General features: G+C 71.3%; 23 protein-coding genes. 10 read left to right on the top strand and 13 right to left on the bottom strand.

Features of this window, described 5'->3' with window-relative positions; all coding sequences use genetic code 11:
• The first annotated feature begins 33 nt into the window (after positions 1-33).
• Positions 34-1,461, top strand: a complete 1,428-nt coding sequence (gene pyk / locus B100_RS0111430; RefSeq protein WP_024884568.1) for a pyruvate kinase — start codon at positions 34-36, stop codon at positions 1,459-1,461.
• Positions 1,462-1,586: 125 nt separating this feature from the next.
• Here the strand turns inward: pyk and B100_RS0111425 are convergent, their stop codons facing one another.
• From B100_RS0111425 to B100_RS0111410, 4 genes are all read right to left on the bottom strand, one after another.
• A complete protein-coding gene (locus B100_RS0111425) occupies positions 1,587-2,906 on the bottom strand; it encodes a hypothetical protein (RefSeq protein ID WP_024884567.1) in 1,320 nt (439 codons plus the stop codon).
• Positions 2,896-3,465, bottom strand: a complete 570-nt coding sequence (locus tag B100_RS0111420) for a DUF6114 domain-containing protein (RefSeq protein WP_024884566.1) — start codon at positions 3,463-3,465, stop codon at positions 2,896-2,898. The genes B100_RS0111425 and B100_RS0111420 overlap by 11 nt, the downstream gene beginning before the upstream one ends.
• Before the next feature lie 116 nt (positions 3,466-3,581).
• Positions 3,582-4,217: a DUF6230 family protein gene (locus tag B100_RS0111415; protein WP_024884565.1), complete on the bottom strand. Its 636-nt coding sequence runs from the start codon at positions 4,215-4,217 to the stop codon at positions 3,582-3,584.
• A 656-nt stretch (positions 4,218-4,873) separates the two neighbouring features.
• A complete protein-coding gene (locus tag B100_RS0111410; protein ID WP_037722585.1) occupies positions 4,874-5,851 on the bottom strand; it encodes a tetratricopeptide repeat protein in 978 nt (325 codons plus the stop codon).
• Positions 5,852-6,087: 236 nt separating this feature from the next.
• On the opposite strand from B100_RS0111410, the gene B100_RS0111405 reads away from it, so the two are divergent.
• Complete coding sequence (locus B100_RS0111405) at positions 6,088-6,708, top strand: TetR/AcrR family transcriptional regulator (RefSeq protein WP_024884563.1); 621 nt, start codon at positions 6,088-6,090, stop codon at positions 6,706-6,708.
• Between the two features lie 313 nt (positions 6,709-7,021).
• Positions 7,022-7,834 carry an SAM-dependent methyltransferase gene (locus tag B100_RS0111400; RefSeq protein WP_024884562.1) on the top strand — a complete coding sequence of 271 codons (813 nt, stop codon included), beginning with the start codon at positions 7,022-7,024 and terminating at the stop codon, positions 7,832-7,834.
• Between the two features lie 76 nt (positions 7,835-7,910).
• Here B100_RS0111400 and icmA read toward each other — a convergent pair whose 3' ends face one another.
• The 5 genes from icmA to B100_RS0111375 all read right to left on the bottom strand — a co-directional run bounded on the left by icmA (position 7,911) and on the right by B100_RS0111375 (position 11,327).
• Positions 7,911-9,611, bottom strand: coding sequence for a coenzyme B12-dependent isobutyryl-CoA mutase large subunit (gene icmA / locus B100_RS0111395; protein ID WP_024884561.1), 1,701 nt, complete (start codon positions 9,609-9,611; stop codon positions 7,911-7,913).
• A gap of 84 nt (positions 9,612-9,695) precedes the next feature.
• Positions 9,696-10,028, bottom strand: coding sequence for a DUF3817 domain-containing protein (locus B100_RS0111390; protein ID WP_024884560.1), 333 nt, complete (start codon positions 10,026-10,028; stop codon positions 9,696-9,698).
• A 43-nt stretch (positions 10,029-10,071) separates the two neighbouring features.
• Entirely contained in the window at positions 10,072-10,581 is a 510-nt protein-coding gene (locus tag B100_RS0111385; RefSeq protein ID WP_024884559.1) for a MarR family transcriptional regulator, read from the bottom strand.
• A 111-nt stretch (positions 10,582-10,692) separates the two neighbouring features.
• Entirely contained in the window at positions 10,693-10,986 is a 294-nt protein-coding gene (locus B100_RS0111380; protein WP_006130194.1) for an MTH1187 family thiamine-binding protein, read from the bottom strand.
• Positions 10,983-11,327, bottom strand: coding sequence for a DUF3817 domain-containing protein (locus B100_RS0111375; protein WP_024884558.1), 345 nt, complete (start codon positions 11,325-11,327; stop codon positions 10,983-10,985). The genes B100_RS0111380 and B100_RS0111375 overlap by 4 nt, the downstream gene beginning before the upstream one ends.
• Before the next feature lie 223 nt (positions 11,328-11,550).
• Between B100_RS0111375 and B100_RS0111370 the strand changes: the two genes are divergently transcribed.
• From B100_RS0111370 to B100_RS0111355, 4 genes are all read left to right on the top strand, one after another.
• Positions 11,551-12,183: an AIM24 family protein gene (locus B100_RS0111370; RefSeq protein ID WP_037722584.1), complete on the top strand. Its 633-nt coding sequence runs from the start codon at positions 11,551-11,553 to the stop codon at positions 12,181-12,183.
• 1 nt (position 12,184) lies between these two features.
• A complete protein-coding gene (locus tag B100_RS0111365; RefSeq protein WP_024884556.1) occupies positions 12,185-12,835 on the top strand; it encodes an AIM24 family protein in 651 nt (216 codons plus the stop codon).
• Complete coding sequence (locus B100_RS0111360) at positions 12,832-13,632, top strand: AIM24 family protein (protein ID WP_024884555.1); 801 nt, start codon at positions 12,832-12,834, stop codon at positions 13,630-13,632. The genes B100_RS0111365 and B100_RS0111360 overlap by 4 nt, the downstream gene beginning before the upstream one ends.
• 97 nt (positions 13,633-13,729) lie before the next feature.
• Entirely contained in the window at positions 13,730-14,206 is a 477-nt protein-coding gene (locus B100_RS0111355; RefSeq protein ID WP_024884554.1) for a MarR family winged helix-turn-helix transcriptional regulator, read from the top strand.
• Positions 14,207-14,220: 14 nt separating this feature from the next.
• Here the strand turns inward: B100_RS0111355 and B100_RS0111350 are convergent, their stop codons facing one another.
• Entirely contained in the window at positions 14,221-15,729 is a 1,509-nt protein-coding gene (locus tag B100_RS0111350) for a sensor histidine kinase (protein WP_024884553.1), read from the bottom strand.
• A complete protein-coding gene (locus B100_RS0111345) occupies positions 15,726-16,391 on the bottom strand; it encodes a response regulator transcription factor (RefSeq protein WP_024884552.1) in 666 nt (221 codons plus the stop codon). Before B100_RS0111345 ends, B100_RS0111350 begins: the two co-directional genes overlap by 4 nt.
• 121 nt (positions 16,392-16,512) lie before the next feature.
• Between B100_RS0111345 and B100_RS0111340 the strand changes: the two genes are divergently transcribed.
• Positions 16,513-17,100: a PepSY domain-containing protein gene (locus tag B100_RS0111340; protein WP_024884551.1), complete on the top strand. Its 588-nt coding sequence runs from the start codon at positions 16,513-16,515 to the stop codon at positions 17,098-17,100.
• A gap of 100 nt (positions 17,101-17,200) precedes the next feature.
• Here the strand turns inward: B100_RS0111340 and meaB are convergent, their stop codons facing one another.
• Both meaB and B100_RS0111330 read right to left on the bottom strand, forming a co-directional pair.
• Positions 17,201-18,157 carry a methylmalonyl Co-A mutase-associated GTPase MeaB gene (gene meaB, locus B100_RS0111335; protein ID WP_024884550.1) on the bottom strand — a complete coding sequence of 319 codons (957 nt, stop codon included), beginning with the start codon at positions 18,155-18,157 and terminating at the stop codon, positions 17,201-17,203.
• 40 nt (positions 18,158-18,197) lie between these two features.
• Positions 18,198-19,421 carry an acetyl-CoA C-acetyltransferase gene (locus tag B100_RS0111330; protein WP_078540845.1) on the bottom strand — a complete coding sequence of 408 codons (1,224 nt, stop codon included), beginning with the start codon at positions 19,419-19,421 and terminating at the stop codon, positions 18,198-18,200.
• A 147-nt stretch (positions 19,422-19,568) separates the two neighbouring features.
• Between B100_RS0111330 and mce the strand changes: the two genes are divergently transcribed.
• Together mce and scy are read left to right on the top strand one after the other, a co-directional pair.
• Complete coding sequence (gene mce / locus B100_RS0111325) at positions 19,569-20,009, top strand: methylmalonyl-CoA epimerase (protein WP_024884548.1); 441 nt, start codon at positions 19,569-19,571, stop codon at positions 20,007-20,009.
• 227 nt (positions 20,010-20,236) lie between these two features.
• The gene (gene scy / locus B100_RS0111320; RefSeq protein WP_024884547.1) at positions 20,237-24,118 is read left to right on the top strand and encodes a polarized growth protein Scy; all 3,882 of its coding nucleotides are present in this window, start codon (positions 20,237-20,239) and stop codon (positions 24,116-24,118) included.
• Positions 24,119-24,171: the final 53 nt, after the last annotated feature.

Raw genomic sequence — 24,171 nt, 5'->3', positions numbered from 1 at the left:
TTCCGGAGCGAAACAAACCGATAGGATCGCCCCATGCGCCGTTCGAAAATCGTCTGTACTCTCGGCCCCGCGGTCGACTCCCACGAGCAGCTTGTCGCCCTGATCGAAGCCGGCATGAACGTGGCCCGCTTCAACTTCAGCCACGGCTCGCACGCCGAGCACCAGGGCCGGTACGACCGGGTCCGGGCCGCCGCCAAGGAGACGGGCAGGGCCATCGGTGTCCTCGCCGACCTCCAGGGCCCCAAGATCCGCCTGGAGACCTTCGCCGAGGGCCCCGTCGAGCTGGTGCGCGGTGACGAGTTCACCATCACCACCGAGGACGTCCCGGGCGACAAGACGATCTGCGGGACCACCTACAAGGGGCTCCCGGGCGACGTCTCCCGCGGCGACCAGGTCCTGATCAACGACGGCAACGTCGAGCTGAAGGTGCTGGACGTCGAGGGCACCCGGGTCAAGACGATCGTCATCGAGGGCGGCGTCATCTCCGACCACAAGGGCATCAACCTGCCCGGCACCGCCGTGAACGTGCCCGCGCTGTCCGAGAAGGACGTCGAGGACCTGCGGTTCGCCCTGCGGATGGGCTGCGACCTGGTCGCCCTGTCCTTCGTCCGGGACGCCAAGGACGTCGCGGACGTCCACCGCGTGATGGACGAGGAGGGGCGCCGCGTCCCCGTCATCGCCAAGGTGGAGAAGCCGCAGGCGGTGGAGAACATGGAGGACGTCGTGATGGCGTTCGACGGCGTGATGGTCGCGCGTGGCGACCTGGCCGTCGAGTACCCGCTCGAGAAGGTCCCCATGGTGCAGAAGCGCCTGATCGAGCTGTGCCGGCGCAACGCCAAGCCGGTGATCGTGGCGACCCAGATGATGGAGTCGATGATCACCAACTCCCGTCCGACCCGCGCCGAGGCCTCCGACGTGGCCAACGCGATCCTGGACGGCGCCGACGCGGTCATGCTGTCCGCCGAGTCCAGCGTGGGCGCGTACCCGATCGAGACCGTGCGGACGATGTCGAAGATCGTCCAGGCGGCTGAGCAGGAGCTGCTCTCCAAGGGCCTCCAGCCGCTGGTGCCGGGCAAGAAGCCCCGTACCCAGGGCGGTTCGGTCGCCCGCGCCGCCTGCGAGATCGCCGACTTCCTCGGCGGCAAGGGCCTGGTCGCCTTCACCCAGTCCGGCGACACCGCCCGCCGCCTGAGCCGCTACCGGGCGGCGCAGCAGATCATCGCGTTCACGACGGACGAGTCCACGCGCAACCAGATGACCCTCAGCTGGGGCGTCGAGCCGCACGTGGTGCCGTTCGTGAACAGCACCGACGAGATGGTCGCGCTGGTGGAGCAGGAGCTGGTCCGTCTGAGCCGCTTCAACGAGGGCGACATCGTGGTCATCACCGCCGGCTCCCCGCCCGGCGTCCCCGGCACCACGAACATGGTCCGCGTCCACCACCTCGGCGAGGCGACCGCCTGACCCGGCACCCACCACACGCCCGAGGGCGCCCCCTGCGAGCAGGGGGCGCCCTCGGTGTGTCGCGGCTCCCGGAAGGGTCCGGTGTGCGGCCTGACGGCCGGTCAGCCGGTCAGCCGGTCAGCCGGTCAGCCGGTGACGTACTGGTGCAGGCCCGGGATGTGCAGGGTTCCGCCGAACTGGCCCGCCTGCTGCACCGTCACCTTGGTGAAGTAGATCAGCGGGATGTTCAGCGGCGGCGGGTGCTCCGGGTCGAACGTGATCGGGATCAGTCCGAGCAGATTGCCGGAGATGCTCTCGGTGTACATCACCGTGTCGCCGTCGCGGATGGTGGACGTCGACCCCTTGGCGGCCTGGACGTGGTACGTCTTGCCGGACTGCTCGTCCTTGACCGTCTGGTGCAGGTCGCCGATGTCGGTGCCGTCGGATATGACGTACTTCAGCACCTTCTTGGTGGTGCCGTTGGCGGTCCGCACCTCGACGACGCCCTTGTAGTCGGCGCCCTTCAGCAGCAGCGAGCTGGCGTTCAGGAACCACGGGTCGTCGGGCAGCGGGACGTTGTTGTCGACCCCGCCCTCGGCGTCGGTGGCGACCGGGCAGTCCTCCAGGTCGACCCCGGACGACTCCGACGGGCTCGGTGACGCGGTGGCCTCCGGCTCCTCGGACTCCTCCTCGACGGCCTCCTCGGCCTTCTCCGTGGCGTCCTCGACCGCCTCGCCGGCCTTCTCGCCGGTGCCGGCGGTCTCCGCGGCCTTGGAAGGCTTCTGCGGGGACTCCTCGCCCTTGTCGTCCTTCTCCTCCGACCCGCTCGCGGGAGCGGACTCGGACGCGGACGGCGTGGGACTCGGGGTCTCCTCCTCCTTGTCGCCGGGGGTGAAGACGTCCTTGATGGCGTCCCCGATCTGCTCCAGCAGATTCCGGTCGGTCTCGGAGGGGGAGGGCGTGGGCTCGGTCCGCTCCGCGGCCTGTCCGCCGGCGGTCGCGGACGGCGTCGGCGTGGGGTCGGCCTTGTCGTCGGAACCTGAATCCGGCGAAGAGTCCGAGCCCTTGTCCGTGCCCTTGTCCGGGGCCTGCTGGCCGGGGGCCGAACCGGTCGGGTCCGCCGAGGGCTCGTCGTCCTCGGAGGCGGTCCCGCTCGGGGTGGCGGACGGTGTGGGCGACGCGCTCGCGTCCTCCCCCTTCTCCGCCTTCTCGATGGCCTCCAGGCACTCCTTGAACTCGTCGGCCGTGAGATTCCTCGACGACGGCTGGTCGTCGGCCTGGGCGAGTGTCGGGGTGAAGCCCATCCCCATCAGCACCGCGGTCGGCATCGCCGCGAGGGCTATCGCCTTCCCCGCGGGCATGTGGAACCTGGTGAACAGCGGCTTCTTGGGTGCCGCGTGTCGCGGCCCGGTTCTCACACGGGATGCCTCCACATCAGCCCCGTGGGTCACCTCGTCAGCCGGCACTGTGCCTCCCGTTCGCCCCGTTCGCCGGGCTCGTTCCTGACAGATCCTTCGGCTCACCCGTCGCCGCGGCGCCCTCTGCGGGGCCGGTGACCGTGGTGTCGGGGAGGGCGCCCTCGGGTGCGCCGCCGTACCCGGCCTCGTCCGCCGGCGGCTCCTGCGCCGGCGGGTCGCCCGGCACCCACGACACCGCCATCGCCCCGCCCACAAGGGCGAAGAGGAAGCCGATGAGGAAGCCACCGAGGTTGGACACGGGGATGGACACCAACGCCAGCAGAATCGCCGCCACACCCGCGAACACCCGGATGTGCTTCTGGAACCAGAGGCTGATGCCGAGGACGACGAGCAGCACGCCGATGATCAGGGACCCGGCGCCCGCGGTCGTCGCCATCGCCAGGGTCAGATGACCGATCCGCAGGTTCGCGTACGGGAAGTAGGCGATGGGGAGTCCGCCGAACATGATGAACAGACCGGCCCAGAACGGCCGCTGGCCACGCCAGGCGCGGAACTGCAGCCGTCGGCGAGTGAACTGGCCGGAGGCGGCAGGAGTCTCGGCGCTCATGAGAAACAGCTCCCTGGATGGCGTTGCTGTGGTGGTGATGTGCGCCGCGCGTGAAAGCGCGGCGGGAAGGTGGACGGGCGGGGGCGCCACCGGCTCCCCCGCCCGTCAGCGAGTGCTTAGTAGCACTCCTTGACGCCCGTCGAGAGCGACATCTTCAGGCCGCTGAGCTTGAAGGTTCCGGCGGTGGTCGCCCACGCCGTCTGCTTCACGTCCTTCAGCACGGCCTTGTCGGCCTGCTGCGCGAACCCGAAGGGGTTGGACTGCTCGCCGCCGCCCTTCATGCCCGGACCCTTGGTGGCGTCCTTGGCGGCAACACCGATGTCGATGTTCGTGAACGTCGCATCGGCGTTCAGTTCGGCGACGTCGATGTACAGGTTCTTGGCCTCGACCGGCTGCGCGCCGTCGCCGGCCCGCAGGATCAGGCTGACGTTACCGAACACCGGAATGTTCGGGGTGACGACCGACTGGCACAGGCTCTTGATGGTCGCCGACTTGAACGCCGAGACCGCGACGGGGTGAGCCGTCTTCTTGCCGTCCGCGGTGTAACCCTCGTCGATGGCGCCGTACTGCGAGAAGCCCTCGCCGACGAGCTCCTTCGTGGTCACCTTGAACGACTGGCCGGAAACGCTGAACGACGCCGCGAGGGCGCCCTGCGCGAGAGCGACACCTATGCACGCCGTGGCGGCCACGCTGGGCACCATGACCACAGCGAACCGCTTCCATCTGGTCCCGCCACGCACCTGGGACTCCATATTTCCTCCTTCTCGGACGTACATCTCCTGTCCTGGCTCGCCGCCTTGACCGGCGGCCGAGTCGGGCAGGGATGGGAGAAGTGCTACGTCCTCGGGAAGGAGAGCGCCCGCACTCGGCGGCGCGGAGACCGCGCCCGAATCACCGGCGATCACCCCCGAGCGACAACCACTGGTCGCGCCTGACACGCATCACGCACAACCCTGCTGGACAGGCTTCACCCGCGGGCGAAGACCCCCCTGTCCAAGGAACGCCGTCCTTGCCGGCGCTCCTGCTCGGTGGGGACCCAGGAGTTCCCGTGGCCCGACCGGCTGTCGGGGTGCGGGTAATGGACCGAGCGTCGCCGATCGTGGTGCATTCTCGCCGCCCGCACAAGGGGGTTCGTTACTCGCTAGTAACGGCCGGATAACCACGGGGCGACCCGCCGGACCCGAGCGGCGACGCTGGGTGCAACGACAGGGGGGTGCATATCTGTTGATCGCTGGACAGAACCAGACAGAACAACGCCTGCGACTTACTAGCAGTAACAGCGGCCGCGATTACCAAGATTTGGTAAAGCGCGGCCGCTTCGGCCTCCGTCGGCCAAGAGGCACCTCGGGCCCCACCGATCCCCGGAACGGGCAGAACGGGCGTTAACGGGCGCCTGGGTGCGGGTGGTTCAGAACAGGGCCCGCGCCAGGGCCCGGCGCGCGGCGACCACGGCCGGGTGGTCGGCGCCCACCACCTCGAACAGCTCCAGCAGCCGCAGACGTACGGTGTCCCGCTCGTCGCCCGCCGTGCGGGCGACGGTGTCGATGAGCCGGCCAAAGGCGTCCTCGACATGACCGCCCGCCAGATCCAGGTCGGCGGCGGCGATCTGCGCGTCGACGTCCTTCGGCTTCTCGGCGGCGTCCTTGCGCACCTGCTGCGGGTCCATGCCCCGCACCCGGCGCAGCAGTTCGGCCTGGGCCAGCCCCAACTTGGCCTCGGGGTTGCCCGGGTCGTCGGCGAGCACGTTCTTGTAGGCCTGCACGGCGCCGTCCAGGTCGTCGGCGTCCAGCGCGCGGGCGGCGGCCTCGAGGAGGGCGTCGTAAGGGCCGACGGGGACCTCGGCGGCGGCCGGAGCGCCGCCGCCCGGCTCGGCGTCGGGGTCGACGACGAGTCCGGTCAGGCCGAAGCGCTCCTCGGCGACCTGCACCAGCTGGTCGAGGGTCTGACGGATCTGCGCCTCGCCCGCGGCGCCCTGGAAGAGCGGCAGGGCCTGTCCGGCCACCACCGCGAAGACCGCCGGGATCCCCTGGATCCCGAACTGCTGCATCAGCATCTGATTGGCGTCGACGTCGACCTTGGCGAGGAGGAAGCGCCCGTTGTACTCGACGGCGAGCCGCTCCAGGACGGGACTCAACTGCTTGCAGGGCTCGCACCACTCGGCCCAGAAGTCGATGACGACCGGGACCTCGGTGGACCGCTGCAGGACGTCGCGCTCGAAGCCGGCTTCGTCGACGTCGATGACGAGATCGGCCGGGGAGACGGCGCCTCCGCCGCCCTGCCGGGCCGCTTCGGCGCGCGCCTGCTCCGCCTTCGCCTTGGCCTCCTGGGCCGCCTTCACCGCGGCGAGGTCGACGACTCCGCTCATGGACATGTTCCGTGGCTGCATGCGTCTATCCTCCCCCGTACTCCGCGCGAGTGTGAAAAGCGCCCGGGAAAGCCAGGCGTACGTGTGGTGCGGTGCGCCGGGTCCCCACCCGGCGCGGTGGTCGTCGCTCGGGCACGCCGGGTTTCCCGCGTGCTTTCGCTACGAGTCGTAGCGTAATGGCAAGGGGCCGGTACGAGGCACCGCTTTCCGGTGATCTCCCTCACCAGCGCACGGAATCCGCCGGTTATGGTCGTGCCATGCAGCGCCGCAATCCAGCCAGCCGCACCGGGCGCCCCCGCAGCGCCACGGCCGACGCCGCGATCCTCGACGCGACCCGGCAGGCGCTGGTGGACCTCGGCTGGTCCAAGCTCACCCTGTCGGACGTCGCGGTGCGCGCCGGCGTCGCCAAGACCACGCTGTACCGGCGCTGGTCCGGCAAGAACGAACTCGTCGTGGACGCCGTCGCGGAGCTGTTCGACGAGCTGACGCTGCCCGACCTGGGGTCGCTGGCCGCCGACATGGAGGGCGTGGTGCTGCAGTTCGCCGCGATCCTGGCGCGTCCCGAGGCCCGGAGCGGGCTGATGGCGGTGGTCGCCGAGGCCACCCGGGACGAGGCGCTGCGCGCGCGGATCCGGGCGTCGATCGTCGACCGGCAGAAGCGGCTGGTGGTGGCGGGGCGGGCCCGCGCCCAGGAGCGGGGGGAGCTGCCGCCCGAGTCCGACGCGCTGCGGTCCGCCCGCGCGGTCGACCTGATCTTCGACATGGTGGCGGGCGCGGTGGTGCACCGGACCCTGGTCAGCAACCAGCCGGCCGACGAGGAGTGGGTGCACGGGCTGACCCGGGTGCTGCTGTCGGGCCTCGCCGCGAGCGCCCGCTGAGCGTGTGCCGAGCGGGCGGGGCTGAGCGTGTGCCGGGCCCGCCTCGCTGAGCGTGTGCCGAGCCGGCGGGGCTGAGCGTGTGCCAGGCCCCGGTACCCCTGGGTCCATCCCGGACCAACGCTCGCCGAACCCGACCCGGGCGGAGCGCGAGGGTCACCCCGGGCCAGCTCCCGCCGAACCCGTGCCGGGCGGGACGCGAGAGCCCCGATTGCGCCACGGTCGGCCGATAGTCGTCTGTCACCCTCCTGTCACGCGCTGCGATGATCCTGATCACGCCGGGACGTACGGGACGCGAGCAGCAGGGGAGACACGCATGAACGGGAGCGGATTCGTCGCCGCACGGATCGACACGTCGACGCCGCACCCGGCCCGGGTCTACGACTGGTTCCTCGGCGGCAAGGACAACTACCCCGTGGACGAGGAGCTGGGCCGGCGGATCATGGGGGTCGACGGCACGGCCCGGCACGTGGCCCGTACCAACCGCTGGTTCATGCAGCGCGTCACCCGGTGGCTGGCCGGCCCGGGAGGCGTACGGCAGTTCCTGGACATCGGCACCGGCATACCGACCGAGCCCAACCTGCACCAGGTCGCGCAGGGCATCGCGCCCCAGGCGCGGGTGGTCTACACGGACAACGACCCCATCGTGCTGAAGCACGCCGAGGCGCTGCTGCGCAGCACGCCCGAGGGCTCCACCGACTATGTCCAGGCGGACGTGCGTGAGCCCGGCCGGATCCTCGAGGAGGCCCGGCGGAGCCTGGACTTCGGACGTCCGGTGGCGCTGTCCCTGGTGGCGCTGACGCACTTCCTCGGCGACGGGGACGACCCGCACGCCCTGGTGGCCGGTCTCGTCGACGCCCTCCCCTCCGGCAGCTATCTGGTGCTGTCACAGCTCACGGCGGACTTCGACCCGGAGGCCGTGGCCCGCGGGGTCGAGATGTACCGGGCGGGCGGCGTCACCCTGGCGCCCCGCTCCCGCGCGGAGATCGCCCGCTTCTTCGAGGGGCTCGAGCCCGTCGAGCCGGGGGTGGTCCGGCTGACCGACTGGCACCCGGAACTCGCGGTCGGGGAAACCGTCGACGAGCACGCGGTCGTCTCCCTGTACGGGGCGGTCGCCCGCAAGCCGTGAACGCGCCACGCCCCGGCAGGCGCGGAGCCTGCCGGGGCGGTGCGGTCGTCCGGGGCGGTACCGGTCTCCGGGTGGGTCAGAAGCCGGCGGGCTCCGTGTACACGCCCCACTCGTCGCGCAGGACACCGCAGATCTCGCCGAGGGTCGCCTCCGCGCGCACGGCGTCGAGCATCGGCTCGATCATGTTGGCGCCGGAGCGGGCCGCCGCGACCATGGCGTCGAGGGCGCCGCGTACCTTCGCGTCGTCACGGGCGGCCTTGCGCTCGCCGAGCAGCCGTACCTGCTCGCGCTCGACCTCGTGGCTGACCCGCAGGATCTCCAGGTCGCCGGTGACGGACCCGGTGTTGACGTTCACCCCGACGACCTTCTTGTCGCCCTTCTCCAGCGCCTGCTGGTAGCGGAACGCCGACTCGGCGATCTCGCCGGTGAACCAGCCGTCCTCGATGCCGCGCAGGATACCGGAGGTGATCGGGCCGATCGGATGCTTCCCGTCCGGGTGGGCGCGCAGGCCCCGCTCCTTGATCTGCTCGAAGATCTTCTCGGCGTCCGCCTCGATCCTGTCCGTCAGCTGCTCGATGTACCAGGAACCGCCCAGCGGGTCGGCGACGTTGGCGACGCCGGTCTCCTCCATGAGCACCTGCTGGGTGCGCAGGGCGATCTCGGCGGCCTGCTCGCTGGGCAGCGCGAGGGTCTCGTCGAGGGCGTTGGTGTGCAGGGAGTTGGTGCCGCCGAGCACCGCCGCGAGCGCCTCCACGGCGGTCCGTACGACGTTGTTGTACGGCTGCTGCGCGGTCAGCGAGACGCCGGCGGTCTGGGTGTGGAACCGCAGCCACTGCGCCTTCTCGGACTTCGCGCCGTAGACGTCCCGCATCCAGCGCGCCCAGATGCGGCGGGCGGCGCGGAACTTGGCGATCTCCTCGAAGAAGTCGAGGTGCGCGTCGAAGAAGAAGGACAGTCCCGGTGCGAACACGTCGACGTCGAGTCCGCGGCTGAGGCCCAGCTCGACGTAGCCGAAGCCGTCGGCGAGGGTGTACGCCAGCTCCTGCGCGGCCGTCGAGCCGGCCTCGCGGATGTGGTAGCCGGAGACCGACAGCGGCTTGTAGGCGGGGATGCCGGCCGCGCAGTGCTCCATCAGGTCGCCGATCAGGCGCAGGTGCGGCTCGGGCTGGAAGAGCCACTCCTTCTGCGCGATGTACTCCTTGAAGATGTCCGTCTGCAGGGTGCCGTTGAGCACGCCAGGGTCGACGCCCTGGCGCTCGGCGGCGACGAGGTACATGCAGAAGACGGGCACGGCGGGCCCGCTGATGGTCATCGAGGTGGTGACGTCACCGAGCGGGATGTCCTTGAACAGGACCTCCATGTCGGCCGCCGAGTCGATCGCCACCCCGCAGTGGCCGACCTCGCCCAGCGAGCGCGGGTCGTCGGAGTCGCGGCCCATGAGCGTCGGCATGTCGAAGGCGACGGAGAGACCGCCGCCGCCGTTGCCGAGGATCATCTTGTAGCGCTCGTTGGTCTGCTCGGCGTTCCCGAACCCGGCGAACTGCCGGATGGTCCACGTCCGCCCCCGGTAGCCGGTCGGGTACAGCCCGCGGGTGAAGGGATACTCCCCCGGCCAGCCGATCCGCTCGAACCCCTCGTAGCTGTCCCCGGGCCGGGGCCCGTACACCGGCTCCACGGGGTCGCCGGAGAGCGTGGTGAAGTCTGCGTCGCGCTTGCGCGCGGCGTCGTACCGGGCCTGCCAGCGACGGCGGCCCTCCTCGATGGCGTCAGCGTCCATACCCACGAATTTACTAGGACGTCCAAGTAAATGTCGATGGGAGACCGCCGTACGCTCGTCCGTACGGCGGTGCGACGCGGGGCGTCAGGCCTTGGCGACGGCCGGCGCCGGGCTTTCCATGAGGGGCTCCACCTGCTGTGTCACCTTGCGCTCGACGAAGAAGGCGGCGAAGGGGATCGTCCCGGAGAGCAGCACCCACAGCAGCTTACCGAAGGGCCACTTCGCCTTGGAGCCGAGGTCGAACGCGAAGATCAGGTAGATGATGTACAGGAAGCCGTGCACCTGGGAGACGACCAGCGTGACGTCCTCGCCCTTGCCGAAGCCGTACTTGAACACCATGCAGGTGCTGAGCACCAGCAGCATCACCGCGGTGACGTAGGCCATGACCCGGTAGCGGGTCAGCACGCTCTTCTTCATGGCATCGAGCGTAACGGCCCGTTCCGGGCGATCTTCCGGGGGGTCACTCCCCCTCGAAGTCGCCCGCGGCCAGCCGCAGCGGGCGGAGGATGGCGAAGAGTTCCGAGCACTCCTCGGCGTCGTAGGCGCTCAGGCCGAAGTCCATCGCCATCAGGTCGCGGGTGGCCGACTCGACGACCTCGCGGCCCTTGTCGGTGATGGACGCGAGGGTGCCGCGGCCGTCGTTGGGGTTGGGGCGCTTGGCCACCAGACCCGACCTGACCAGCCGGTCCACGGTGTTGGTCACCGACGTCGGATGCACCATGAGCCGCTCGCCGATCTTGGACATCGGCAGCTCGCCGGACTTGGAGAAGGTCAGCAGGACCAGCGCCTCGTACCGCGCGAACGTGAGCCCGTACGGCTTGACCACCGCGTCCACCTGGGCCAGCAGGATCTGGTGGGCCCGCATGACCGAGGTGATCGCGGCCATCGACGGCACGCTTCCCCAGCGCTGCTTCCAGAGCTCGTCGGCACGGGCGATGGGATCGAACGAGAGACTGAGCGGCTTCGGCACGGACCAGACCCTACCGGCGGGTCAGATGCCGGTCAGCCCCGTCTCGCCCTTCGGTCCGCGGGACGGACGGCACACGCGGTCGCACCGCTGCCGCCCGCCCCGCACGGAGGATCAGCCGGCCAGGTGCCGTTCGACGGTTTCCACCTTGGACGTCAGGCCGTCCTCCACGCCCGGGCGGATGTCCGCCTTGAGGACGAGGGAGACACGCGGCGCGCGGGCCTCCACGGCGGCCACGGCGCGCTTGACCACGTCCATGACCTCGTCCCACTCCCCCTCGACCGAGGTGAACATCGCGTCGGTGCGGTTCGGCAGCCCGGACTCGCGCACCACGCGCACGGCGTCGGCGACGTACTCCCCCACGTCCTCGCCGACGCCCAGCGGCGTCACGGAAAAAGCGACGATCACGCGTTCACGACCCCTTCCTTGCGGGCGCGGGACGCGATCACCGCGTCCTCGGCCTCACGCCTCAGCCGCCGCTCGGCGAAGAAGCCGCCGGTCGGGAGGACGGACATGACGGCGTAGTACGCCGCGGTGCCCAGCGACCACTTCGCGCGGTTCCAGGCGTCCGCCCAGAAGATCACGTAGAGAACGAAGAGGAAGCCGTGAACCGCGCCCATGACCGGGACGGCGTTGAAGTCGGTGGTCCGCTTCAGGACCGAGCAGACGAGCAGCAGCAGGAACGAGATCGCTTCGGGGCCCGAGACCAGGCGCAGGCGGCGGAGGGCGGAGGCGGTCTTGATGTCCACGGGTCACCTTCGGAAGGGAGAGACGTCGGCGTCGACGGTGCGGTCGGCTTGTGAACGCGCGCACAAGCGTAGCCATTGTGGCAAACCCCGTGGGCGATCACCGCAGCGGGTCGGGGCCGCCCGTAGGGGACGCGGAGCGCGGGTCAGGGGCGGATCAGGGTGCGACTCCCCCTTCGGGATCTGTGCGCCGGGCAAAAGGGCCGCTACCGTCTCACACGTGGCGATGTTCCGACTTCAGAGCAGCAAGGTGCTCGCCGTCGACATGACCGGGGACGCCGTGAAGGCGAAGAACGGCTCCATGGTCGCGTACGACGGGCAGATGGCCTTCAAGAAGCTGACGGGTGGCGGTGAGGGCCTCCGGGGGATGGTGACCCGGCGGCTCACGGGCGAGCAGATGACACTCATGGAGGTGAAGGGGCACGGCACCTGTTTCTTCGCCGACCGGGCCTCCGAGATCAACCTCGTGACCCTGAACGGCGAGAAGCTGTACGTCGAGTCCAGCAACCTGCTGGCCACCGACGGCGGCCTGCGCACGGGGACCACGTTCACGGGCCTGCGCGGCGCCTCCCAGGGCAACGGGCTGTTCACGACCACGATCGAGGGGCACGGCCAGGCCGCGATCATGTCGGACGGCCCCGCCGTGCTGCTGCGGGTCGGTCCGCAGTACCCGCTGACGGTCGACCCCGGCGCGTACGTCGCGCACCAGGGCAACCTGCGCCAGTCCTTCCAGTCGGGCGTGACCTTCCGCACGTTCATGGGCGAGGGCGGCGGCGAGGCGTTCCAGATCCGCTTCGAGGGCGACGGGGTGGTCTACGTCCAGCCCAGTGAGCGCAACACCGTCGCGGGGGACGTCTGACATGGGCTTCCGGGAGATCAACTCCAAGATGATCGAGGCGACGGTCGCGCCCGGCCAACGGCTGTTCAGCCAGCGCGGCGCGATGCTCGCGTACAAGGGCGAGGTCGGCTTCACCCCGAACCTGCGCGGCGGCCAGGGCGGGGTGATGTCGATGATCGGCCGGCGCGTGGCGAACGAGGACACGCCCCTGATGACCGTCGAGGGCAACGGCACCGTGCTGTTCGGACACGGCGGCCACCACATCCAGGTGATCAACCTCTCCGGGGACACCCTCTACGTCGAGGCGGACCGGCTGCTGGCCTTCGAGGGGACCCTGGAGCAGGGCACGGTGTTCCTCGGCTCCCAGGGCGGGGTGATGGGCATGGTCCGGGGCCAGGTCTCCGGTCAGGGCCTGTTCACCACCACGCTCAAGGGGCACGGCGCGGTCGCCGTGATGGCCCACGGCGGGGTGATCGAGGTGCCCATCACCCCGCAGCGCCCGGTGTACGTCGACCCGCAGGCGTACGTCGCCCACCACGGCGACGTCCGCAACAAGCTGTCGACGGCGCTCGGCTGGCGGGACATGGTGGGCCGGGGCTCCGGCGAGGCCTTCCAGCTGGAACTGAGCGGCAGCGGCGCGGTCTACGTCCAGGCCTCGGAGGAGAAGCTGTGAGCACCTACGGAACGCCGGGCACCGGCACGGCGGCCTTCGACCCGATGACGCTGCCCTCCGACGACAAGGTGAACGACTACACCTTCTGCGTGGAGCTCAAGGGCACCCAGTGGTTCATGCAGAAGGGGAAGATGATCGCCTACTACGGCGCCATCGAGTTCAACGGCATCGGACACGGGCGACTCGACCGACTTGTCCGTACGGCGTTCCATTCGCCACTGCACGCGAGCGACTGGGTGGTGGCCGAGGGCTCGGGCAAGATGCTGCTCGCCGACCGGGCCTTCGACGTCAATTCGTACGACTTGGACGACGGCAATCTGACCATTCGCTCGGGCAACTTGCTCGCTTTCCAGCCAAGTCTGTCGCTGAAGCAGTCGATCGTGCCGGGTTTTCTGACACTGATCGGAACCGGAAAGTTCGTGGCGGCGTCCAACGGACCGGTGGTGTTCATGGAACCGCCGATCAGGGTGGACCCGCAGGCGCTGGTCGGCTGGGCGGACTGCCCGTCCCCGTGCCACCACTACGACCACACCTACATGACCGGCCTCCTGGGCGGTCTACGTGCGATGACGGGCCTGGGCGGAGCGTCCGGCGAGGAGCACCAGTTCGAGTTCGTCGGCGCCGGCACGGTGCTGCTGCAGTCGTCCGAGACGCTGATGGCGGAGCAGGCCGTCGGGGCGCCTCCGCAGCAGCCGGGGGTGCCCGGAGGGGGCGGACCTGCGCGGTCCGGACCGGCCGGAAGCGGACAGCGGCTTCCCGGACAGCTGGGGGACCTCCAGCGTCGCTTCGGGCTGTGAGCGGTAATGTGCGGGGTGTGACATCGAACGCCTGCACGTGACGTCACACGGAAGCCCTATTAGTTCGCCTTTCAACTTCCTTAGGTAGACTTCATTCATGGAGACCGAGACGGCCACCCGCTGGCTGACCAATGCGGAGCAGTGCGCCTGGCGCACCCACCTGGAGGTCAACAAGCTGTTGACCTACCAGCTCGAGAAGGATCTGCAGCCGTTCGGCCTGACAATGAACGACTACGAGATCCTGGTGAACCTGTCCGAGTCGGAGGACCGGCGGATGCGCATGAGCGACCTGGCCTCCGCCACCATGCAGTCCAAGAGCAGGCTCTCCCACCAGATCACCCGGATGGAGAACGCCCACCTGGTCCGCCGGGAGAACTGCGAGTCCGACCGCCGCGGACTGTACGCCGTCCTCACCGAGCACGGCATGGAGACGATGCTGAAGGTCGCGCCGCACCACGTGGCGTCGGTGCGCCGGCACTTCATCGACCTGCTCTCCCCCGAGGCGCTGATCGAGCTCGACAAGGCCCTCAAGCCCATCGCCGAGCACCTGCGGGGCCAGCGGGGACGGCTCTGACCTCCCCCTGACGCCTACGCCCGGGGCGTGCCCCGGTCCGCGCCGGCGAGCGGCAGGCGGAGTTCGAAGAGGGCTCCGCCCGTCGGCGCCGCGCCCGCGGTGAGTGTGCCGCCGTGCCGTACGGCGACGTCCCGTGCGATGGCCAGGCCCAGACCGGCCCCGCCGTCGTCCCGGCTGCGCGCCGCGTCCAGCCGTACGAACCGCTCGAAGATCCGCTCCCGGTCGGCCTCGGCCACGCCCTCGCCGTCGTCGGCGACCGCGAGCACCGCCCAGGCGCCCTCACGGCGCACGGTCACCGTGACCCGTGCGCGGGCGTGCCGCGCGGCGTTGTCGAGCAGGTTGCCGAGCACCCGCCCGAGCTGGCCGGGCGACCCGGACACCTCCGCGGACTCCGCGTCCACCGTCACGCCCGCGCGCCCCGCGGCCTTCTCCCGGGCCAGCGCGGCCAGGTCCACCCGGGTGCCGGCGGGCCGCTCCCCCGCGTCGAGGCGGGCGAGCAGCAGCAGGTCGGCAGCGAGGTTCTGCAGCCGTACGGTGTCCTCGACCGCGCCGTCCAGGTCGAGCAGTTCGGGGTGGGCGGCGGCCACCTCCAGCTGGGTGCGCAGCGAGGCGATGGGGCTGCGCAGCTCGTGCGAGGCGTCGGCGACGAACCTGCGCTGCCGCTCCACGGACGCCTCCAGGGCGGTGAGCGTGGCGTTGGTGGTGCGGGCGAGCCGGGCGACCTCGTCGTGTGTCGCCGGTTCGGGGACGCGGCGGCGCAGGTCCTCGGAGGCGGTGATCGCGGCCAGCTCGCGGCGGATGCCCTCCACCGGGCGCAGGGCGCGGCCGGTGACCAGCCAGGTCACCGCGGCGACGACGCCGAGCAGCAGCGGGAAGCCGATGAGCATGGCGGTCAGCGCGGTGTCCACGGCGCTGTGCTCGGCGGCGAGCGGGGCGCCCGCGTGCACGGTGAGCCGGCCCCGGTCGGGGGTCTCCACCTCCACGGCGGCGAAGCGGTAGTCCTCGGTGTCGCCGTCGATGGTGGCGGAGCCGTTGACGAAGGTCGTCCCACGGTCGATCTCGCCGGGGGCGAGGGGGTCGTCGTCGTCATCGTCGTCGGAACGGCCCAAGTCGCCGTGGGAGCGGCCGGAGTCGTCGGCGCGGGCGTCGCGGGCGTCGTCACCGTCGTCGTCGCGGGCGTCGCCCCCCGCGGACCTTGTCGGCGCGGGCGTCACCTCGGCGGTGCCCGTCCCGGTGATCCGCTCCAGGTCCTCCGAGGCGGCGACCAGGGTGCCGTCCTCGTCGACGATCTGCACCGGCGCGTCCTCGGCGTCCAGACCGGAGAGCTTGTCCAGCGGTGTGCGGACGGCCAGTTCGGAGGCGACGGCCTGCGCGGAACGCTCCGCCCGGGTGCCCGCCTCACCGGTCAGGTTGGCCCGCAGGGACAGCAGGACGGCGGTGCCGGCGGCGACCAGGGCCACGGCGACGACGAGGGTGGCGCCGAGCGTCGCCCGGGAGCGGACCGAGCCGAACAGGCGGCTCACGGCGCCGTCTCCAGCCGGTAACCGGCGCCACGCACGGTGCGGATGAGGTCCGCGCGCAGTTTGCGGCGCAGGGCGCTGACGTAGACCTCGACGATGTTGGGGTCACCCTCGTAGGCGAAGTCCCAGACGTGCTCCAGGATGTCCGCCTTGGACACCACCTCGCCGGCCCGCAGCACCAAATGCTCGAGCACCGAGAACTCCTTGGCCGTCAGCTCGACCTCGTCGCCGCCGAGCCAGACCCGGCGGGCGGCGGTGTCCACCTTGAGGTCGCCGTGCACATGGACCGGGGAGGCGCCCGCGGCCGGCCGGCGGCGCAGCAGCGCCTTCACCCGGGCGACGAGGACCACGTAGGAGAAGGGCTTGGTGAGGTAGTCGTCGGCGCCGGTGTCCAGGCCCTCGGCCTCGTCGTACTCGCCGTCCTTGGCGGTGAGCATGAGGATCGGCACGTCGTGTCCGGCGGCGCGCAGGGCGGCGCAGACCCGGTAGCCGTTGAGGCCGGGCAGCATGATGTCGAGGATGACCAGGTCGTACGGTTCCACCGTGGCCCGCTCCAGCCCCTCCCGGCCGTCGTGCACGACGTCGACGGCGTAGCCCTCGGCGGTGAGGCCCTTGGCGAGGGAGAGAGCGAGGCGCTTTTCGTCCTCGACGATCAGGAGTCTCATGCGGTCCAGGGTCGCAAAGGGAAGCTGAAGATCACTTCAGGCTGCTTCAGCTTCCGCTCAGCGTCGGTGGGCGACATTGATGTCGTACAGCGCGAAGCACACCGACTCGGGAGGAACGTACATGAAGCGCAACATCCTGATCGCCGTCGTCACGGCCGCGGCTCTGGTGGGCGGAGGTACGGCGACGGCCCTCGCGGTCGCGGGGGACGACGACGACTCGACGTCGGTGACGCGGACGGAGGACCGCGGTGAGGACCGCTCCGACGACCGTGACGACGACGTGGACCGCGCCGCCGCCCCCGGTGACGTGACCGCCGCCGAGGCCATCGCCGCCGCGCTGAAGCACACGCCGGGCACGGCCGTCTCCGCCGAACTGGACGACGGCTCCTGGGAGGTGGAGGTACTCGCGGACGGCGGCACCTGGCAGAGCGTCAGGATCGCCCCGGACAGCGGAAAGGTGCTGGGCGCCCACCAGGACGACGAGGACGACGCCGCCGAGGTGCGCGCCGCGCTGAAGAACGCCACGGTCACGGCCGAGGACGCCGCCAAGGCCGCCGCCTCCAAGGGCACGGTGGTCTCCGTCGACCTGGACGACGACGGCGACGACCGCGGCTGGGACACGGAGACGCGCGCCTCCGGCGGTGGCGAGCGGGAGTGGACGGTGGACCTGCGCTCCGGCGCGGTGATGACCGACCGGGACGACGACTGACACGGGGCTCCGGCCCGGGCCCCGCTCCCCAAACGCCGGAGGGGCTCATTTCAGCCCGTCCGGCGTTTGAGGACGAGGCCCGCCAGGGCCGACAAGGGGGTCAGTTGCCCGTCAGGCCCTCGACCAGTTCGTCCGCCGCCCGGTACGGGTCCAGCTGACCCGTGACGATGCGCTCGGCGAGCGCCCCCAGGCGGCGGTCGCCGTGGAGGTCGCCGATGCGTTCGCGGAGGGCCGTGACCGCGATGGTCTCGACCTCGCGGGCGGCGCGCGCCTGGCGGCGCTCCGCGAGGACCCCCCGCTCCTCCATCCAGGCACGGTGCTTCTCCAGCGCCTCGACGACCTCGTCGACGCCCTCCTGGCGGGCGGCGACCGTCTTGACGATCGGGGGGCGCCAGTCGCCGGGGCCACGGGACTCACCGAGGCCCAGCATGTGGTTCAGCTCGCGGGCGGTGGCGTCCGCCCCGTCACGGTCGGCCTTGTTGACGACGTAGACGTCACCGATCTCCAGGATTCCGGCCTTGGCCGCCTGGATGCCGTCGCCCATGCCGGGGGCGAGGAGGACCACGGAGGTGTCGGCCTGGGAGGCGATCTCCACCTCCGACTGGCCGACGCCCACCGTCTCCACCAGGATCACCTCGCAGCCGGCCGCGTCCAGGACGCGGATGGCCTGCGGCGCGGCCCAGGCGAGGCCGCCGAGGTGGCCGCGGGTGGCCATGGAGCGGATGTAGACGCCCGGGTCGGAGGCGTGCTCCGACATCCGGACGCGGTCACCCAGAAGGGCGCCCCCGGAGAAGGGGGAGGACGGGTCGACGGCCAGGACGCCGACCCGCTTGCCCTGTTTGCGGTACGCGGTCACCAGCGCCGAGGTGGACGTCGACTTGCCGACGCCCGGGGAGCCGGTGAGGCCGACCACGTAGGCGTTGCCGGTGAGCGGCGCGAGTGCCGCCATGACCTCCCTGAGCTGCGGGGACGCCCCCTCCACCAGGGAGATCAGCCGGGCCACGGCCCGTGGCCTGCCCTCTCTGGCCTGGGCCACCAGAGTGGAGACGTCCTGCATCACAGCTCCGTTCACGTAAGGGAAGTCGGCAACAACCGGTTCAGGCCTTGGGTACCCGCACGATCAGTGCGTCACCCTGGCCGCCGCCACCGCACAGGGCCGCGGCGCCGACGCCGCCGCCCCGCCGCTTCAGCTCCAGCGCCAGGTGCAGCACCAGCCGCGCGCCGGACATCCCGATCGGGTGGCCGAGGGCGATGGCGCCACCGTTGACGTTCACCTTTTCGGTGGAAACGCCCAGGTCCTTCATTGACTGGACGGCAACCGCGGCGAAAGCCTCGTTGATCTCGATCAGGTCGAGGTCGGAGACCTCCAGGCCCTCCTTCTTCAGGGCGTGGCGGATGGCGTTCGACGGCTGCGACTGGAGCGAGTTGTCGGGGCCGGCCACGTTGCCGTGGGCGCCGATCTCGGCGATCCACTCCAGGCCCAGCTCCTGCGCCTTGGCCTTGCTCATCACGACCACGGCGGCGGCGCCGTCGGAGATCTGCGAGGAGGAGCCGGCGGTGATGGTGCCGTCCTTGGCGAACGCCGGGCGCAGCTTGCCGAGGGACTCCGCCGTGGTGTCGCCGCGGATGCCCTCGTCCTTGCTGAACAGCACCGGGTCGCCCTTGCGCTGCGGGATCTCGACGGGGGTGATCTCGGCCTCGTAGATGCCGTTCTTCTGTGCGGCGGCGGCCCGCTGGTGGGACAGGGCGGCGATCTCGTCCTGCTCGGGGCGGGCGATACCGAGGCGGGTGTTGTGCTTCTCGGTCGACTCGCCCATGGCGATGTTCTCGAAGGAGTCGGTCAGACCGTCGTGCGCCATCGCGTCGAGCACCTGCACCGCGCCGTACTTGTAGCCCTCGCGGGACTTCGGCAGCAGGTGGGGGGCGTTGGTCATGGACTCCTGGCCGCCGGCCACGACCACGTCGAACTCGCCCGCGCGGATGAGCTGGTCGGCCAGCGCGATGGCGTCGAGGCCGGAGAGGCACACCTTGTTGATGGTGAGCGCCGGGACGTTCATCGGGATGCCGGCCTTCACGGCGGCCTGGCGCGCCGGGATCTGGCCCGCGCCGGCCTGGAGCACCTGCCCCATGATCACGTACTGGACCTGGTCGCCGCCGATCCCCGCACGGTCGAGGGCGGCCTTGATCGCGAAGCCGCCGAGGTCGGCTCCGGAGAACGACTTCAGCGAACCGAGCAGCCGACCCATCGGGGTGCGGGCGCCCGCGACGATGACGGACGTCGTGCCGTTCGTTGCGGATGATGCAGAAGATGCAGAAGTCATGAGCTGCGGTCCCCTTCCGGCTGCACAGCCGAGGAGTGAACGAGGGTTTACTTCGAATGTACTGACGTGCGGTGGACCCCGTCATCGGCCTTTCGGTGTGATCGCGCGCACGTTGCGTAACCGCCGCGGGGGCGCTGCACTGATTTCATGCTGACGCGAATCGACCACATCGGGATCGCCTGCTTCGACCTCGACAAGACCGTGGAGTTCTACCGCTCCACCTACGGCTTCGAGGTGTTCCACTCGGAGGTCAACGAGGAGCAGGGCGTGCGCGAGGCCATGCTCAAGATCAACGAAACCTCGGACGGCGGGGCCTCCTACCTGCAGCTCCTCGAGCCGACCCGCGAGGACTCCACCGTCGCCAAGTGGCTCGCGAAGAACGGCGAGGGCGTCCACCACATCGCTTTCGGTACGGCGGATGTGGACGCGGACGCGGCCGACGTCAAGGAGAAGGGCGTACGCGTTCTGTACGAAGAGCCCCGGCGCGGCTCCATGGGGTCACGGATCACCTTCCTGCATCCGAAGGACTGCCACGGCGTACTGACAGAACTGGTCACTTCCGCGCCCGTTGAGTCGTCCGAGCACTGACCCACGTACATAAGGGCCGGTAGGGTTGGGTCTGGTCGCCGCTCCATGCGTGGTGACCGAGTCCCGTCGTGTTCGGCGACGGGATCGCCGGGGTCCGGGTGGCGGGGGGCGAGCGCGGGGCAGCAGCCCATGCTCCGCCGATGATCTGACACCATTCCCCGGGGGCTCCGTTCGGGATGGGCGGAGCTCGGCCAGACTTGCGACCAGGGGACGGATGGGACCGCGCAGTGCGGGGCTACGAGAGCCAGGAGCGAGAGCCGGCGGCTGACGTCGACCACCTCTCTCGGTTCGAAGCCGAGATGAAGCGGCTGAAGACCGAGCGGGAAAAGGCGATCCAGCACGCCGAGGACCTCGGCTACCAGGTCGAGGTGCTGCGCGCCAAGCTGCACGAGGCGCGGCGCACCATCATGTCCCGGCCCGCCTACGACGGCGGCGACATCGGCTACCAGGCCGAGCAGTTGCTCCGCAACGCGCAGCTGCAGGCCGACCAGCTGCGCGCGGACGCCGAGCGGGAGCTGAGCCAGGCGCGGGCGCAGACCCAGCGCATCCTCCAGGAGCACGCCGAGCAGGCGGCCCGTCTCCAGGCGGAGCTGCACCAGGAGGCGGTGACCCGGCGCCAGCAGCTCGACCAGGAGCTGGCGGAGCGCCGGCAGACCGTCGAGTCGCACGTCAACGAGAACGTGGCGTGGGCGGAGCAGTTGCGGGCCCGCACCGAGGAGCAGGCCCGCCGTCTGATGGAGGAGACCCGCGCCGAGCGGGAGCAGGCGCTGACCGCGGCCCGCGAGGAGGCGGAGCGGCTGACCGCCGAGGCCCGCCGCCGGCTGCAGAGCGACGCGGAGGCTGCCCGCAGCGAGGCCGAGCAGCTGCTGCGCCGGGCCCGCGCGGACGCCGAGCGCCTGCTGAACGCCGCGTCCACGCAGGCGCAGGAGGCCACCGAGCACGCCGAGCAGCTGCGCACCTCCACGGTCAGCGAGTCGGAGTCGGCGCGCCGTCAGGCGCAGGAGCTCAGCCGGACCGCCGAGGAGCGGATGGCCGAGGCCGAGACCGCGCTGCGCGAGGCGCGCTCCGAGGCGGAGAAGGTCCTCACCGAGGCGAAGGAGGCCGCCGCCAAGGCGCTCTCCTCCGCCGAGGCCGCCAACGAGACGCGTACGCGCACCGCCAAGGAGCAGGTGGCGCGGCTGGTCAGCGAGGCCACCAAGGAGGCCGAGTCCACCAAGGCGGACGCCGAGCAGCTGGTCGCCGACGCCCGCGCCGAGGCCGAGAAGATCGTCGCGGAGGCCGCCGAGAAGGCCCGCACGCTCACCGCGGAGGAGTCCGCCACCCAGCTGTCCAAGGCGGCCAAGACCGCGGAGGACGTGCTCAACAAGGCCTCGGAGGAGGCCAAGCAGACCACCCGCGCGGCGGCCGAGGAGGCCGAGCGGATCCGCCGGGAGGCCGAGGCCGAGGCGGACCGGCTGCGCGCCGAGGCGCACGACATCGCCGAGCAGCTCAAGGGCGCGGCGAAGGACGACACCAAGGAGTACCGCGCCAAGACGGTCGAGCTGCAGGAGGAGGCGCGCCGGCTGCGCGGCGAGGCCGAGCAGCTGCGCGCCGACGCGGTCGCCGAGGGCGAGAAGATCCGCGCGGAGGCCCGCAAGGAGGCCGTGGCGCAGATCGAGGAGGCGGCCAAGTCCGCCGAGGAGCTGCTCGCCAAGGCCAAGGCGGACGCCGACGAGCTGCGCTCCACCGCGCAGACGGACAGCGAGAAGGTCCGCACCGAGGCCATCGAGCGCGCCACGACGCTGCGCCGGCAGGCCGAGGAGACCCTGGAGCGCACCCGCAAGGAGGCCGAGCGGCACCGCGCGGAGGCGTCGGAGCAGGCCGACGCCCTCAAGGAGGACGCCGAGCGGGCCGCCCGCGAGCTGCGCGAGGAGACCGAGCGGGCCGTCGAGGCGCGCCGCGCGGAGGCGGCCGAGGAACTGACGCGGCTGCACACCGAGGCGGAGGAGCGGCTCGCCACCGCCGAGCAGGCGCTGAGCGACGCGCGCGAGGAGGCCGAGCGGATCCGCCGCGAGGCGTCCGAGGAGAGCGAGCGGCTGCGCACCGAGGCCGCCGAGCGGATCCGTACGCTCCGTCAGCAGGCCGAGCAGGAGGCCGAGCGGCTGCGCGACGAGGCCGCCGCGGACGCCTCGGCGTCCCGCGCGGAGGGTGAGGCCGTCGCCGTGCGGCTGCGGTCGGAGGCCGCGGCGGAGGCGGAGCGGCTGAAGTCGGAGGCGCAGGACAGCGCCGACCGGGTGCGCGCGGAGGCGCAGGCGGCCGCCGAGCGGATCGGCACGGAGGCGTCCGAGACGCTGGCGGCGGCGCAGGAGGAGGCGGCCCGGCGGCGCCGGGAGGCCGAGGAGCTCCTCGGTGCGGCCCGCGAGGAGGCCGACCAGGAGCGCGGGCGGGCCCGGGAGCAGAGCGAGGAGCTGCTGGCGTCGGCGCGTACCCGCGTCGAGGAGGCGCAGGCCGAGGCCGTACGGCTGGTCGAGGAGGCGGACCGGCGCGCCACGGAGATGGTGTCGGCGGCCGAGCAGCACGCGCAGCAGGTGCGGGACTCCGTCGCGGGGCTGCACGAGCAGGCGCAGGAGGAGATCGCCGGGCTGCGCAGCGCCGCCGAGCACGCGGCGGACCGCACCCGTCGCGAGGCCGAGGAGGAGGCGGACCGGGTCCGCACCGACGCCTACGCGGAGCGGGAGCGGGCGAGCGAGGACGCGAGCCGGCTGCGGCGCGAGGCGCAGGAGGAGACGGAGGACGCCAAGGCGCTCGCCGAGCGGACCGTCTCGGAGGCGATCACGGAGGCCGACCGGATCCGTTCCGAGGTCTCCGAGCACGCGCAGCGGATGCGTACCGAGGCGTCCGACGCGGTCGCCGAGGCCGAGCAGGCCGCCGCGCGCACCCGGGCGGACGCCCGCGAGGACGCCAACCGGATCCGTTCGGACGCGGCGACGCAGGCGGACAGGCTCATCACCGAGGCGCGCAGCGAGGCGGAGCGGCTCACCGAGGACACGATCACGGAGACCGACCGGCTGCGTACCGAGACGGTCGCCGAGGCCGAGCGGGTGCGGTCGGAGTCGGTCGCCAAGGCGGAGAAGCTGATCGCGGACGCCACCGGTGACGCGGAGCGGCTGCGGGCCGAGGCCGCGGAGACGGTCGGGTCGGCGCAGCAGCACGCGGAGCGGATCCGGCGGGACGCCGAGCGGGTCAAGACGGACGCGGAGACGGAGGCCGAGCGGCTGGTGTCCGGTGCGCGCGAGGAGGCCGAGCGGACGCTGGACGAGGCCCGCAAGGAGGCCAACAAGCGGCGTTCGGAGGCGGCCGAGCAGGTCGACACCCTCATCACGGAGACCACCGCCGAGGCGGACAAGCTGCTCACCGAGGCGCAGCAGCAGGCGCTGAAGACCACGGCCGACGCCGAGTCGCAGGCCGACACCATGGTCGGCGCGGCCCGCAGCGAGGCCGACCGGGTGGTGTCCGAGGCCCGGATCGAGGGCAACTCGCTGGTGGAGAAGGCGCGTACGGACGCCGACGAGCTGCTGGTCGGCGCGCGCCGGGACGCGACGCAGATCCGAGAGCGCGCCGAGGAGCTGCGCGACCGCATCACGAACGAGATCGAGGAGCTGCACCAGCGGGCCCGCCGTGAGTCGGCGGAGACGATGAAGTCCGCCGGCGACCGCTGCGACGCGCTGATCAAGGCGGCCGAGGAGCAGCTGGCGAAGGCGGAGGCCAAGGCGAAGGAGATCGTCTCCGAGGCCAACTCCGAGGCGGGCAAGGTGCGGATCGCCGCCGTGAAGAAGGCCGAGGGTCTTCTGAAGGAGGCGGAGCAGAAGAAGGCCACGCTCGTGAAGGAGGCCGAGGAGCTGAAGGCCGAGGCGGTGCGCGAGGCACGGCGCACGGTCGAGGAGGGCAAGCGCGAGCTGGAGGTCCTCGTGCGGCGCCGGGAGGACATCAACGCGGAGATCTCGCGCGTCCAGGACGTCCTGGAGGCCCTGGAGTCCTTCGAGGCCCCGGGCGGCGGCAAGGACAACGGCGTCAAGGCGGGGGCCGCGGCGGGCGCTACCCGTACGGGTGGCAAGTCAGGCGACAGCTAGCAAACCGGGCGAATTCCCTTGTACGGTGAGGGCTTTGACCATGACTTTGGCAA

This window comes from Streptomyces sp. CNH189 (genome assembly GCF_000527195.1).
Note: the sequence above shows the minus strand (reverse complement) of the source record. Positions and strands in the feature narration are given on the sequence as shown.